Here is a 13668-nt window from a genome sequence, read left to right as displayed (position 1 = left end):
GCAGACGGAGCATCTTATGCGGGGCGCGGGGGCGGGGCCACGGATTTTCCTCCCGGGTGCGGCTTGCCCTGGGTCCTGCCTGTTGCCGAACGGGCCTCTCCCACCCACCCGCCCGGCGCCCCGAGGTCTTGCCTGTTGCCGAACGGGCCTTTCCCGCCCACCCGCCCGGCACCCCGGGGCCCGTCTCTTCCGGCCGTCGGATGCCGGGCCACGGGTGGGTGGGTGGGGAAGGCTTGTTCGGTCAGGGGTAGGTGCGGGGTTCTGGGCGGGTGGGTGGGAGAGGTCCGCGGGAGGGAGTCGCAGAGGTGATCCACTAGGGTCGCCCGGGTGACGGTACTGAGGGTGAGCGGGCGAGTGCGGAGTGTGGCGGGAGGTGCCTGCCTCCTGGGGGTGTCCCTTGTTGCCCTGGCCGTCCTCTGTTTCGTGCAGCGCACCCCCATGGCCGACGTTCTCGTCTATCGGGCCGAGGGGCTCGCCGTCGCGGGTGGTGGGGATCTTTACGGGTTCACCGTCACCGAGTGGAAGCTTCCGGCCACCTATCCGCCCTTCGCCGCCCTCCTCTTCGTACCCACCACCTGGCTCCCCCTCCCCGCCCTCAAGCTCGCCTTCCTCGGCGGGAACGTCCTCCTCCTCGGGCTCCTCGTCCACCTCTCCTGCCGCCTCGCCGGACTTCCCACCCGCGTCGGCCCCCTCCTCGTCGCCACCGCCCTAGGGGTCTGGGTCGAGCCCGTGTTCCAGACCATCGTCTTCGGGCAGATCAATCTCGCCCTCGCGTGTCTGGTCCTCTGGGACCTCACCCGGCCTCCCGGCGCCCTCGGCAGGGGCGCCGCGATCGGGGTCGCCGCCGGCATCAAGCTCACCCCGGCGGTCTTCATCGCGTATCTCTTCCTCACCGGACGCGTACGCGAAGGGCTCACCGCCACCGCCGCCCTCACCGGCACCCTCGCGCTCGGCGCGCTCGCGCTGCCCGCGGCCAGCGTCGACTTCTGGACCCGCCGGCTCTTCGAGACGGGCCGCGTCGGCAAGGCGTGGATCGTCGACAACCAGTCGCTGCAAGGGCTGGTCGCCCGCGTGACGCACGACCCGCATCCAGGGCTCGTGTGGGCCGTCCCCGCGGCCTTCGTCGCCGCCACCGGGCTGTGGCTGGCCCGCAGTGCCCTCAGCGAGCCCCGCGGCGTCCTCCTCACGGCGGCCACCGCGCTCCTCGTCTCGCCCATCAGCTGGTCCCACCACTGGATCTGGTGCGTGCCGCTCCTGGTCCTGCTCATGGCGGAGGGCCGCCCCCGCCTGACCGCGGCGGTGGCGACCCTCTTCACGGCCCGCACCCTGTGGCTCGTCCCCCACCAGGGGGAGACGGATCTGCGGCTGCCCGACTGGCAGCAGCCGTTCGCCTCGCCCTACCCCCTGCTGGCCCTCGCCCTGGCCCTCAGCTGTCTGGCCCTCAGTTGTCTGCCAGCAGCTCGTCCGCGTCCACGATCCGGTACGCGTACCCCTGCTCCGCCAGGAACCGCTGCCGATGCGCCGCGAAGTCCTGGTCGATGGTGTCCCGCGCCACGACGGAGTAGAAGCGGGCCTCATGACCGTCGGCCTTCGGACGCAGCACGCGACCGAGCCGCTGTGCCTCCTCCTGCCGGGAGCCGAACGTCCCGGACACCTGGATCGCGACCGTAGCCTCGGGCAGGTCGATCGAGAAGTTTGCGACCTTCGAGACGACGAGAACGGAGATCTCGCCCTCCCGGAACGCCCCGAACAGCTTCTCGCGCTGCGCGTTCGTCGTCTCGCCCTTGATGACCGGCGCGTCCAGATGCTCGCCCAGCTCGTCCAGCTGGTCGATGTACTGGCCGATGACCAGCGTCTGCTCGCCCGCGTGCTTCTTGACCAGCGCTTCCGTCACCTTCCGCTTCGTCGCCGTCGTGGCGCAGAAGCGGTACTTCTCCTCGGCCTCGGCCGTCGCGTACGCGAGCCGCTCCGAGTCCGTGAGGTTCACCCGCACCTCGACACAGTCCGCGGGCGCGATGTACCCCTGCGCCTCGATCTCCTTCCACGGAGCGTCGAACCGCTTGGGGCCGATCAACGAAAAGACGTCCGACTCGCGGCCGTCCTCCCTCACCAGCGTCGCCGTCAGGCCCAGGCGTCGCCGCGCCTGGAGGTCGGCGGTGAACTTGAAGACGGGGGCGGGCAGCAGGTGCACCTCGTCGTAGATGACCAGGCCCCAGTCGCGGGAGTCGAAGAGTTCGAGGTGCGGATAGACGCCCTTACGCTTCGTCGTCAGGACCTGGTACGTGGCGATGGTGACGGGCCGGATCTCTTTCCGGGTCCCGCTGTACTCACCGATCTCGTCCTCGGTCAGCGACGTCCGCTTGATCAGCTCGGACTTCCACTGCCGGGCCGAGACCGTGTTGGTCACCAGGATCAGCGTCGTCGCCTTGGCCTCGGCCATCGCACCGGCCCCGACCAGCGTCTTTCCCGCGCCACAGGGCAGGACGACCACACCACTGCCGCCGTGCCAGAACCCCTCGACCGCCTGCTTCTGATACGGCCGCAGCGACCAACCGTCCTCCGCGAGGTCGATGCGGTGCGCCTCGCCGTCGACGTACCCGGCGAGGTCCTCGGCGGGCCAGCCCAGCTTCAGGAGCGTCTGCTTGATCTGACCGCGCTCGGACTGGTGTACGGCGACGGTGTCCGCGTCGAGGCGCTCGCCGACCAGCGGCTGCACCTTCTTGGACCGCAGGATCTCTTCCAGGACCGGCCGGTCGGTGGTGGTCAGGACGAGACCGTGCGTGGGGTGCTTCGAGAGCGTGAGCCGGCCGTAGCGTGCCATCGTCTCGGCGATGTCCACGAGCAGCGCGTGCGGCACGGGGTAGCGGGAGAACTCCACCAACGCGTCCACGACCTGCTCGGCGTCGTGCCCGGCGGCACGGGCGTTCCACAGGCCGAGCGGCGTCACGCGGTAGGTGTGGATGTGCTCGGGAGCACGCTCCAGCTCCGCGAAGGGCGCGATGACACGTCGGCAGGCCTCCGCCTGCTCGTGGTCGACCTCGAGCAGGAGAGTCTTGTCCGACTGGACGATCAGGGGACCATTCACGCGCGCACCCTTTCGGTAAGCCAAACCTCCAGTGTGCCGCATGGCGCGCCCGAACCGTCCGCCTCAGTCGTCGGCCAGCTCCGCGACCCCCGTCACGCGGTGCAGCGGATACGTCTTGACCTCGTCCGCGGTGTGGTCGTACGCCGTGACGAAGCCGCCCTCCACCCGGATCGGGGCGATCACGCGCTGGCTCGCGGAGCCCTCGGCGTTCACGTACCCGATCCACACCGCCTCGCCGGTCAGGACCGCGGCCTGCATCGTGGCGAGGGTCTCGGCGGCCGTGGTGCGGGGCAGCGCGTCGCCCTTCTCCGGGGTCGCCTTGCGGGGCATGGTCGAGGCGAGGTCACCGGCGCGGATGGCACGCACGGCCGCCCCGATCAAGGTGGTGTCCGGCAGCGGCGGCCCGTCGTGCACCGGCTCGGGAGCGGTGCGGGGCGGCGAGCGGTGGGCGTGGGCCCGCGTGATCAGGACGTCGCCCTCGGCGCTCTCCGCGGCGGGCGCGAAGCCCATCCCCCGCAGGCCTTCGAGGAGCGCCCCGGGATCGGCCTGCGCGGCGAGCACGGTCGGCGCGAGGCGGCGCAGACGCAGGCTCTGGGAGCGCTTGTCGGCCAGGATCTCGTTCAGCAGGGCCTCGTCGTCGCAGCGCACGTACGCGGACGCCGCGCCGATCCGCAGGTGGCCGTGCTTACGGGCCACGTCGTCGATGAGATACGCCAGGGGCTGCGGCACCGGCGTACGCGCGTGCGCGGCGAGGAAGGCGTGCAGGTCGGAGGCGGACTTGCCCGCGTCGAGCGCCCGCCGCACGGAGCCGGGCGTGAACCGGTACACGGTCGCCCCGCCCTTCGACTCGACGTCGGCGAGCACGGAGAGCGTCTCGGCGAGCGGCCGCTCCAGCGGGCCGGGGGCCACGGCGGTGAGGTCGGCCTGCAGCAGGACGTGGTCGAGGGGCTCGGGGAGCAACGGTGCCAGGAGCCGGGCGGCCCGTGCGCCGGACGCGGCGAGTTCGGCGGGGGAGGGATGGGGGGCCGCCGTCCCCACGGAGTCGTCCTCGCTCTCGGAGCCGAGCAGGGCCCGGCCGTGCGCGGACAGCGCCCCGCGTCCCGTGACGCCCAGCAACTCCGCCTCGTTCAGCGTCCATTGGGCGATACGGGCGCGCAGCTCCAGGGGGGCGGCGTGACCGGGAGCGGCGCCGGCGGGCGTGCTGCCGGAGGCGGCCGCGCCGCCGCGCGGCGGGCGCTCCCACCGCAGACGGGCCAGCATCGACTCGGGGGTCGGGCTCGCGCCGTCCGGCAGGGTGGTCAGGAGCGTGAGCACACGGCGCCGGATCTCCGGCGCCGACGAGCGGTCCAGGTGCGGGCCGAGCGCCGAAAGCGTGCGGTCCTTGCCGTCACGGCCGCCGATCAGGCCCGCCGTGCGGGTCGCCGTCAGCCACGCCGTGGCCAGGACCGACCAGCGCTCGGCGGGGGGCAGCTCCTGCCAGTCGTCGAACGCGGGCGTCGCCGCGTACCGCTCGTCGGCCTCGCCGTCCGACGCCACGAGCCCTGCCGCGTAGGCCAGTTCGACCCAGAACGCCGCCACCGGCTCCGGCAGGTCCAGGGCCACCGCGGTCCGCTTCAGGTCGCGCACGCTGAGGCCGCCCGCGCGGAGCACGGTGGGGCCGCCCTCGTCCCAGTCCTTGAGGAGCTCCTCGACCGTGTCGAGTGCCATGTACGCCTGGCTGGCCGCCGCCGCGTCCACAGCCTGTGGACGGTGTTCGCGCAGCGCCTCGACGGCGGGCGGCGCGGGTTCGAGCACCCGGTGGGCGCGGCCGGCGCGCAGGTGCAGGGCCGCCTCGCGGGGGAGCACGACGGTGCCGGGCGCGGTCGGCAGGAGCAGGCCGCGGTCGAGGAGCCAGCGCAGGTGGCGCGCCGGATCGGCGGTGACCTGCCCGTACGGCGGCCCCCAGACGAGCCGGGAGAGCACCTCGACGGACTCGGCGGGCGCTTCGTCGAGGAGCGCGGACATGCGGGTGCGGTCGGTGAAGAGTTCGGTGAGCGAGCGGACCGCGGACACCGCGTCGTGCGTGGACGGCAGCCCGGCCGCCGCCACGATGTCCTGCATGCGGTTCGGCGACATGCCCGCGGTGGCCTCGGCGACGGTCGGGCCGAGACCGGTGGGGGAGGGGTACTGCGGGGCGGGCGCGAGCAGTTCGCGTGCGGTGCGGACCAGGCGGAGGCGGTCGTCGGCGCCCCAGACCAGGGCCTGCTCGCGCAGGGTGGCGAGGGCGCGGCCCAGCGCCGCCTCGACGGTGCTGTCGCCTCCCTCGTCCCCGGCCACGAGCGCGTGCAGCTCTTCGTACGCAGCGGGCTCCGGGGCCACGGCGAGCGCCTCGGCGACCTGCTGGGCGAACCGGTCGAGGCGCTCCAGGGCACGGACCACGGAGGCGCGGGTGGCCGCGCGGGTGGCGAGCTGCGTGAGGTCGTTCGGGACCGGCGTGAGCAGATCGGGGCGGGCGTGGAGCAGCGCACCGAGGGACGCGTCGTCACGGGAACGAAGCGCCTCGGCGAGGGACCGGGGGGTGTCCGCTGGGCGCTGTGGCTGCTCGTCGGTGCTCATCGGGCTCACGGTAGCGGGTTGGGGTACGAGGCCGGGCGTTCCTGGGGGCGCGGCAGGTGGCGGGGGTGGCTACGGGGCAATCGGGCGGGTGGGCGGGAAGGCTTGTTCGTCAAGAGGTGACTGCGGGGCAATCGGGCGGGTGGGCGGGAAGGCTTGTTCGTCAAGAGGTGACTGCGGGGCAAACGGGCGGGTGGGCGGGAAGGCTTGTTCGCAAGGAAAACGGGCGCAGGGGCTCGAAGCCCCGGCTAAAGGAGGGAGGACACACAGGCGCCCACGCCAGAAGAAGGTACGGTCGTCCTACCGGGCACAAAGGGCGGGCCAACGGCGCCGCCCCGGAGGGGACTTCGTGGGGATCGAGAGCGATCAGCTCGTCTTCGACTATCTGAGCCGCGTCGGCGACCTGGCCCAGCAGCACCAGCTGCCGTCCGCCGCCCGCATGCGCCTCGTATCCGATCTGCGGAACGAGATCGACCGCAGCAGAGCGAAGGCCTCCGCCGACAATCCGGCCGCGATACGCCGCATCCTGGACCGCCTCGGGGCCCCCGAGGAACTGGTCGAAGCGGCGGGCTCGGGCGCCAGCACCGCCGACAGCGACGCCCCCGACTTGCCCAAGGCCCACAAACCCCGCGAGCCCCACAAGCCCCATAAGCCCCGCACTCCCCGCCCCGCCGTCCCCACCCAGCGCACCGGCCAGCCGAAGGAACGCCCCAAGCGCCTGCGCCGCGCCGTCCCGCGCCCCCGCCCCGCCGCGGAGGAACCGGAGCCGCCCCAGGACGACCTGCCGTCCCCGCCGCACCTCGCGAGCACGGACGAGCTCGGCGCCCGCGGCTCCGAGCCCGACTGGTGGCGGGTGGACAGCAGCCCCTTCGGCCTCGCCGACAGCGTCCCGGGCTTCACCGGCGGCGTAGAGATCCCGGAGATCCTCAAGCCCCCGCCCAAGAAGCGCCCCGAAGAGGACAAGCGCGCGGCCGACGACGAGGCCGACGAAGAGGACGAGGGCGAAGAGGAGGAGTGGGAGGAGGCGGACGACACCGCCCGCGCGCCCCGCCGCCGCCTTCGCATCCGGCGGCCCGTCACCGCGGCCGGCGCCCCCACAGGACCCCGCTTCACCAACCCCCTGCTCCTGCTCGCGGCGGCCCTCCTCACCGTGGGCGCCATTCTCGGCAACTGGCTTGCCCTGGGCGGCGGCTGGCTCCTCGCCTACGCCTCGCGCAGGCTCAGCCGGGCCGAGGCCAAGTGGGCCGTACTGGGGCTGCCGGGTCTGTCCGTGGCCGCCGGGATCACCTGGCTGTGGGGCAGGAACGAGGGGCGCTGGGGCGATCCCATCCGCGAGGGCCACATGAGTGACGCGATGGCGGAGACCTGGCCGTGGGTCGTACGCGGCGCCGCCATCGCCTCCGCGCTCTACCTGCTGTGGAGATCCCAGCGCCAACGGCCGTAGGCCCGCGGGCCGCGGTCAGCCGCGGTCGTCCGAACCCCCCTCCGGCTTCGCGTGCAGCACCTCGCGTGCCTGGTCCGCGGCGCGGGCGATGCTCTCGCTGACGAAGTCGAGGAAGCGGGCGATGTTCTCGAGACGGGTGGCCGCAGGGGTGCCGGGGCCGAGGATGCCCACGCCCTGCCGCGCTGTCTCGACGACGTGGGCGGTGGAGCGGGCGCTCGCCATCATCGACTGGTACCAGATGTCGTCGTCCACGACATAGCGCTCGCGGCGGCGTTCGTCGCGCTCCCGGCGGATGAGTCCCTGCCCGTCGAGGTACGTGATGGCCTTGGAGACGGACGCCGGGCTGACCTGGAGCCGCTGGACGAGTTCGGCCGCGGTGAGGCTGCCCGAGTCGGTGGTGCAGAGGCAGGCATGGACCCGGGCCATCATCTTGGGCATCCCCGACTGCATGAAGACGGTCGTGAGCGTCTCCTCGAACTCCCGTACGGCCTCGGCGTCACGTCCATGTGCCTGCGGGGCGGCTTCCGGCGCGCGGGGGGCCGCCTGCCTGCGCCGCTGGGTGCGGCGTTCGGTGGCGCGGTGGGCCAGGTCGGCGCGGTAGGCGGTGGGGCCGCCGTTGCGCATCACCTCGCGCGTGATGGTCGACGTCGGCCGGTCGAGGCTTCTGGCGATCTCCGCGTAGGCGAGGCCGTCGGCCAGTCCCAGCGCGATCTGCTGACGTTCCTGCTGAGTGAGTCTGCCGCCCGGCATCGCGATCTCCTTCGTACCCGTCGAATGCCCTCACCATAGCGTTCACTTCCATTTCATTGCAACGAACGCATCACCGTTGTTGCATTCGTTTTTGGACTGTTGCAACGAAATAGCTGGCCTGAGCTGCGCAACTGCAACTTCAGCGCAACGAGTGTGTTGCCAGTACCGTGAACGCAACGTAGCTTTTCCCATGTCGGAAACGACGAAAGAACAACACCCCGAACAACACCGAACAACGACCCGAAGGAACACACCATGCAGAACTTCGACACCCCCACCGCGATCTCCGCCGTCATCGACATCCCCGCCGGCCACATCCGCCTCATCGCCGCCGACCGGACCGACACCGCGGTCGAGGTCCGGCCCGCGAGCGCCTCGAAGAGCCGCGATGTGACGGCGGCCGAGCAGACCACGGTCGAGTACGCCGACGGTGTCCTGCGCATCGTGGCCGCGCCGGCGAAGCACGGGATCCTCGGCAACGGCTCCGGATCGGTGGAGGTCACCGTCCAGTTGCCCGCCGGATCCCACGTCGAGGCGAAGGCCGCCGCCGCGGACCTGCGCGGAGTGGGACGGCTCGGCGACGTCGTCTTCGAGGGCGCGCAGAGCACGGTCAAGCTCGACGAGACCGCGAGCGCCCGCCTCGCCCTCCAGGCCGGCGACATCACGGTCGGCCGTCTCGGCGGGCCCGCGGAGATCAGCACGCAGAAGGGCGACCTGGCCGTCACCGAGGCCGTGCACGGCACGGTCACCCTGCGCACCGAGTCCGGCGAGATCTCGGTCGGCGCGGCCCGCGGGGTCTCCGCCTCCCTGGACGCGGGCACCTCGTACGGCCGGATCCACAACACGCTCCAGAACGCCGATGGCGCCGCCGCGGGCCTGAACATCCACGCGACCACCGCCTACGGCGACATCACGGCCCGCAGCATCTGACCACTCGGCATCCGACGACCCCGACAGCCGACCCGCAGCCCCTTAGGAGCGCTCCACATGACGAACCTGGCCATCGCCGCGAACGGGCTGCGCAAGTCCTACGGCGACAAGACCGTGCTCGACGGCATCGACCTGGCCGTCCCGGAAGGAACGGTCTTCTCCCTCCTCGGCCCGAACGGTGCCGGCAAGACCACCGCCGTGAAGATCCTCTCCACCCTCGTCACCGCCGATGCCGGTGACCTGCGCGTCGGCGGCCACGACCTGGCCGCCGCGCCCCAGGCCGTCCGTGCCGCGATCGGCGTGACCGGGCAGTTCTCCGCCGTGGACGGGCTGATCACCGGCGAGGAGAACATGCTCCTCATGGCCGACCTGCACCACCTGCCGCGAGGCGAGGGACGCCGGGTCGCCGCCGAACTCCTGGAACGCTTCGACCTCACCGAAGCCGCCAAGAAGCCCGCCTCCACCTACTCCGGTGGCATGAAGCGCCGTCTGGACATCGCCATGACCCTGGTCGGCGACCCGCGCATCATCTTCCTGGACGAACCCACGACGGGACTCGACCCCCGCTCCCGCCACAACATGTGGCAGATCATCCGCGAACTCGTCTCCGGCGGCGTCACCGTCTTCCTCACCACCCAGTACCTGGAAGAAGCCGACGAACTCGCCGACCGCATCGCCGTCCTCAACGACGGCAAAATCGCCGCCGAAGGCACCGCGGAAGAGCTCAAGCGACTCATTCCCGGCGGCCACGTACGCCTGCGGTTCACCGACCCCGACGCCTACAAAGCAGCCGCCCTCGCCCTGGACGACGTAACCCGCGACGACGAGGCCCTCACCCTGCAACTCCCCAGCGACGGCAGCCAGCGCGCACTGCGCGCCGTTCTCGACCGGCTGGACTCCGCGGGCATCGAGGCCGACGAACTCACCGTGCACACCCCGGACCTCGACGACGTCTTCTTCGCCCTCACCAGCACCGACGCCATCCCCAGCCAGCCCAACCAGCCCAAGGAGAACGTCCGATGAGTTCCCTCTCCCTCGCCGTCCGCGACTCCTCCACGATGCTGCGCCGCAACCTCCTGCACGCCCGGCGCTACCCGTCCCTCACCCTGAACCTGCTGCTGACGCCGGTCATGCTGCTCCTGCTCTTCGTCTACATCTTCGGAGACGTGATGAGCGCGGGCATCGGCGGCACGGACCGCAGCGACTACATCGCCTACATCGTCCCGGGCATCCTGCTCATGACCATCGGCAGCACCGTGATCGGTACCGCGGTCTCCGTCTCGAACGACATGACCGAGGGCATCATCGCCCGCTTCCGCACCATGGCGATCCACCGCGGCTCGGTGCTCGTCGGGCACGTCGTCGGCAGCGTGATCCAGACCGTCATGAGCGTGGTCCTCGTCGGCGCCGTCGGGGTGGCCATCGGCTTCCGCTCCACCGACGCCACCGTCCTGGAGTGGCTGGCCGCCTTCGGCCTGCTCGTGCTCTTCTCCCTGGCCCTCACCTGGGTCGCGGTCGGCATGGGCCTGGTCAGCCCGAACGCCGAGGCCGCCGGCAACAACGCGATGCCGATGATCCTGCTGCCGCTCCTGTCCAGCGCGTTCATCCCGGTCGACTCGATGCCGGGCTGGTTCCGGCCGATCGCCGAGTACCAGCCCTTCACCCCGGCCATCGAGACCCTGCGCGGACTGCTGCTCGGCACCGAGATCGGCCACAACGGCTGGCTGGCCGTCGGCTGGTGCCTGGGACTGACCCTGCTCGGCTACTTCTGGGCGACCGCGAGGTTCAACGACGACCCCAAGTGACCGCCGTGACACCGCGAGCCGTACGCCGGTACATCCCCGAGGCGGCGCACACCGACACCACGTCGGAGTGCGCCGCCTCGTTCGTCATTCCCCCGTCATTCCGTCATTCCTTCGTCAGCGCGGCCTGCATCTCGTCCAGGATCTTGTCCGCCGCCGTGTAGCCGATGCCCTGGATCCACAGCTCGTCGTCGACGGTGTGGACGTTGCCCTGCTTCACCGCGTCCATGTTCTTCCACAGGCTGCTGCCGACGGTCTGCGTCTGCCGGGACTTCTTCGGATCGCCGTACGTGGAACGGAAGATGACGTCCGCGTCGGCGAGGTCGATCTTCTCGGGCGACACGTCGTACGAGAAGCCGTCCTTGGCCTTGGCGGCGATGGCGGGGCGGCCCAGACCCACGTCGTCGAGGAGCGTGGCGACGTACGTCCGCTCGCCGTAGATGCGGATGTCGGCGCCCTCCACGAAGCGCACGACGTTGACCTCCGTGGCCTTGGCCTTCGCCGGGCCGCCGACGGCGGTGGTGACCTTCTCGGCGTGCGCGTCGTACGCGGCGACGACCTTCTTCGCCTCGGCCTTCTTGCCCAGCGCGGCGGCGTGCACCTGGAAGTTCTCCTTCCAGGGGTAGCCCGTGTTCTCCGTCATCACGGTCGGCGCGATCTGCTTGAGCTGCTCGTACTTCGCCGCGTGCCGGATCTTGCTGGTGAGGATGACGTCCGGCTCGAGGGCCGCGATGGCCTCCATGTTCGGGTTCAGCATCTCGCCGACGTCCTCGATGCCGCTGACCTCGTCCTTGGGCAGGTAGCCCGGGAAGCCCGACGAGGCCTCGACGTGCGTGGAGCCGACCGGCTTCACGCCCAGCGTGATCGCGGAGTCCAGCTCGGCCGTGTCGAGGACGACGACACGCTTCGGGGCGACGGGGACCTTCACGTCACCCATGGCGGTCTTGACGACGTGCGTGTCGCCGGAACGGGCGTCCTCCTTGCCGGAGTCCGAGTCCGACGATCCGCAGGCGGTGAGCGCGAGGGCGCCACTGAGGGCGAGTGCCCCGGCGACGAGGACACGGCGCTGCGAAGAGCGGTACGGGGAGCGGGGCTTGGCGGTCATGGTCCGGGAGCCACCTTTCGGTCGGACGAGGGGTGCGGGTGCGCGTCGGCGGCCCACGGGGCCCCGGGGACGACCAGGGGCGACCCCGTCACGGGATCCGGTACCACCACACAGTCCAGACCGAACACCTCGCGCACGAGATCCTCGGTGACGACATCGGCGGGCGCGCCTTCGGCGACGATGCGGCCCTGCTTCATGGCGACGAGGTGGTCGGCGTACCGGGCGGCCTGGTTGAGGTCGTGCAGCACGACGACCACGGTCCGGCCGCGGCCGCCTTCCGGGGTGTCGGCGGCGAGCTGGCGCACCAGGTCGAGCACCTCGACCTGGTGGGCGATGTCGAGATACGTCGTCGGCTCGTCCAGGAGCAGGATGTCCGTCTCCTGCGCGATGGCCATGGCGATCCACACCCGCTGGCGCTGACCGCCCGACAGTTCGTCGACGGACCGCTCGGCGAGCGCGGCGACGTCGGTGCGTTCCATCGCCTCGGTCACGGCCCGCTCGTCCTCGTCGGACCACTGCTGCCACCAGTGCTGGTGCGGCTGGCGTCCGCGCGCGACGAGGTCGGCGACGGTGATCGCCTCGGGTGCGACGGGCGTCTGCGGGAGCAGCCCGATCTGCTGGGCGATCTTCTTGGTCGGCAGCTTGGCGAGCGCGTCGCCGTCGAGCAGGACCGCCCCGCTGCGGGGCTTGAGGAGGCGGCCGAGCGCGCGCAGGGTGGTCGACTTGCCGCACGCGTTGGGGCCGACGATGACGGTGACCTTGCCGTCGGGCACCGCGAGTTCGAGCTGGTGCACGACTTCGCGGTCCTCGTAGGCGAGGGTCAGCTCGCGGGCGCTGAGGCGGGCGGCGGTCACGAGGTGCCTCCATTGCGGGCGGAGCGGCTGCGGTCGCTGTGGCTTCGCACGATCAGCCAGATCAGGTACGGGGCGCCGACGGCCGCCGTGAGGACGCCGACCGGCAGCTCGGTGGGCGAGAAGAGCCGCCGGGCGAGCAGGTCGGCGAGGACGACGATCAGCGCGCCGACCAGTGCCGAGCAGAGCAGCGGGATCTGCGCGGTGCGGGTGAGGCGGCGGGCGATCTGCGGGGCGAGGAGTGCCACGAAGTCGACGGGCCCGGCGGCGCCGGTCGCCACGGAGGCCAGGATCACGCCGAGCAGCACGAGCCCGAGGCGTACGTGTCCCAGGCGCACCCCGAGCGCGGTCGCCGTGTCGTCGTCCATGGTCACCGCGCGCTGGGCGCGGGCGGCCCAGAACACGAACGGGAGCAGGACGAGCAGGGTCAGGGCGAGGGGCGACGCCTCCGTCCAGCCGCGGCCGTTGAGGGAGCCCGTCATCCAGATCTGCGCCTGCTGGGCGACGAGATAGTCGCCCTTGGTCATGAAGAGCGTGGTGACGGAGCGCAGGGCGATCGCGAAGCCGATGCCGATGAGCACGAAGTGGGTGGCGTGCAGGCCGCCGCGCCAGGCGAAGGCGTACACGAGGGCGGCCGCGGCGACGCCGCCGAGCACGGAGAGGTAGGGCAGGACGGTGGCCGACGTGACGCCGAGGGTCATCGCACCCACCGTCAGGGCGCTCGCGCCCTGGCTGATGCCGATGATGTCGGGGCTGGCGAGAGGGTTGCGGGCGACGGTCTGGATGAGGCCGCCCGCGACTCCGAAGGCGGCGCCGACGAGGAGGCCGACGACCATGCGGGGTTCGCGCAGCGTTCCCACGACCAGTTCGTCGGGGGAGGGCTGCCCCGTCAGGACCTTCAGGACTTCACCGGGCGCGACGAAGGACTCGCCCACGCAGAGGTAGGCGAGGCAGCTTGCCGCCAGGAGCAGGGCGAGGGCGACGGCGGCCACCGCTGCCCTGCGGTGCACCAGGAACGCGGCTTTCCCGAGCCGCAGTACGGCATACCCGGCTGGACGCAGCTTCACCGGCCGGCCCGCATCATGGGTTGTGCCCACCCGTTCCGCCGT

At 71.7% G+C, this 13668-nt stretch carries 10 protein-coding genes and 1 pseudogene; 5 read left to right on the top strand and 6 right to left on the bottom strand.

Going from position 1 to position 13668, the window contains the following annotated elements; translation table 11 throughout:
- Nucleotides 1-438 precede the first annotated feature (438 nt).
- A pseudogene (locus AB0M70_RS21020) lies at nt 439-1422 on the top strand (glycosyltransferase 87 family protein); the annotation flags it as partial.
- Nucleotides 1423-1441: 19 nt separating this feature from the next.
- On the opposite strand, the gene AB0M70_RS21015 reads toward AB0M70_RS21020, so the two are convergent.
- Both AB0M70_RS21015 and AB0M70_RS21010 read right to left on the bottom strand, forming a co-directional pair.
- On the bottom strand, nt 1442-3085 hold the full coding sequence (locus AB0M70_RS21015; RefSeq protein WP_365821473.1) for a DNA repair helicase XPB: 1644 nt from the start codon (nt 3083-3085) through the stop codon (nt 1442-1444).
- A gap of 63 nt (nt 3086-3148) precedes the next feature.
- Nucleotides 3149-5680 carry a helicase-associated domain-containing protein gene (locus AB0M70_RS21010; protein WP_365821472.1) on the bottom strand — a complete coding sequence of 844 codons (2532 nt, stop codon included), beginning with the start codon at nt 5678-5680 and terminating at the stop codon, nt 3149-3151.
- 346 nt (nt 5681-6026) lie between these two features.
- On the opposite strand from AB0M70_RS21010, the gene AB0M70_RS21005 reads away from it, so the two are divergent.
- The gene (locus tag AB0M70_RS21005) at nt 6027-7121 is read left to right on the top strand and encodes a hypothetical protein (RefSeq protein WP_365821471.1); all 1095 of its coding nucleotides are present in this window, start codon (nt 6027-6029) and stop codon (nt 7119-7121) included.
- A 15-nt stretch (nt 7122-7136) separates the two neighbouring features.
- Here AB0M70_RS21005 and AB0M70_RS21000 read toward each other — a convergent pair whose 3' ends face one another.
- Nucleotides 7137-7871 carry a helix-turn-helix domain-containing protein gene (locus tag AB0M70_RS21000; RefSeq protein ID WP_365821470.1) on the bottom strand — a complete coding sequence of 245 codons (735 nt, stop codon included), beginning with the start codon at nt 7869-7871 and terminating at the stop codon, nt 7137-7139.
- A 255-nt stretch (nt 7872-8126) separates the two neighbouring features.
- Here AB0M70_RS21000 and AB0M70_RS20995 point away from each other — a divergent pair, with 255 nt between their 5' ends.
- Genes AB0M70_RS20995 through AB0M70_RS20985 form a run of 3 tightly spaced genes read left to right on the top strand, consistent with a single transcriptional unit; the run spans nt 8127 to nt 10606 of the window.
- Nucleotides 8127-8801 (top strand): DUF4097 family beta strand repeat-containing protein, encoded by a 675-nt coding sequence (locus tag AB0M70_RS20995; RefSeq protein ID WP_365821469.1) that lies wholly within the window; start codon nt 8127-8129, stop codon nt 8799-8801.
- Nucleotides 8802-8858: 57 nt separating this feature from the next.
- Nucleotides 8859-9824 (top strand): ATP-binding cassette domain-containing protein, encoded by a 966-nt coding sequence (locus AB0M70_RS20990; RefSeq protein ID WP_365821468.1) that lies wholly within the window; start codon nt 8859-8861, stop codon nt 9822-9824.
- The gene (locus AB0M70_RS20985) at nt 9821-10606 is read left to right on the top strand and encodes an ABC transporter permease (protein ID WP_365821467.1); all 786 of its coding nucleotides are present in this window, start codon (nt 9821-9823) and stop codon (nt 10604-10606) included. The genes AB0M70_RS20990 and AB0M70_RS20985 overlap by 4 nt, the downstream gene beginning before the upstream one ends.
- Nucleotides 10607-10709: 103 nt before the next feature.
- Here the strand turns inward: AB0M70_RS20985 and AB0M70_RS20980 are convergent, their stop codons facing one another.
- From AB0M70_RS20980 to AB0M70_RS20970, 3 genes are read right to left on the bottom strand one after another with little or no spacing between them, the layout of a single operon-like run.
- Nucleotides 10710-11708, bottom strand: a complete 999-nt coding sequence (locus AB0M70_RS20980; RefSeq protein ID WP_365821466.1) for an iron-siderophore ABC transporter substrate-binding protein — start codon at nt 11706-11708, stop codon at nt 10710-10712.
- The gene (locus AB0M70_RS20975; protein ID WP_365821465.1) at nt 11705-12562 is read right to left on the bottom strand and encodes an ABC transporter ATP-binding protein; all 858 of its coding nucleotides are present in this window, start codon (nt 12560-12562) and stop codon (nt 11705-11707) included. Before AB0M70_RS20975 ends, AB0M70_RS20980 begins: the two co-directional genes overlap by 4 nt.
- Complete coding sequence (locus tag AB0M70_RS20970; protein ID WP_365821560.1) at nt 12559-13656, bottom strand: iron ABC transporter permease; 1098 nt, start codon at nt 13654-13656, stop codon at nt 12559-12561. The genes AB0M70_RS20975 and AB0M70_RS20970 overlap by 4 nt, the downstream gene beginning before the upstream one ends.
- Nucleotides 13657-13668 lie beyond the last annotated feature (12 nt).

Source organism: Streptomyces sp. NPDC051214 (assembly GCF_040682375.1).
Taxonomy (GTDB): Bacteria; Actinomycetota; Actinomycetes; order Streptomycetales; family Streptomycetaceae; genus Streptomyces.
Note: the sequence above shows the minus strand (reverse complement) of the source record. Positions and strands in the feature narration are given on the sequence as shown.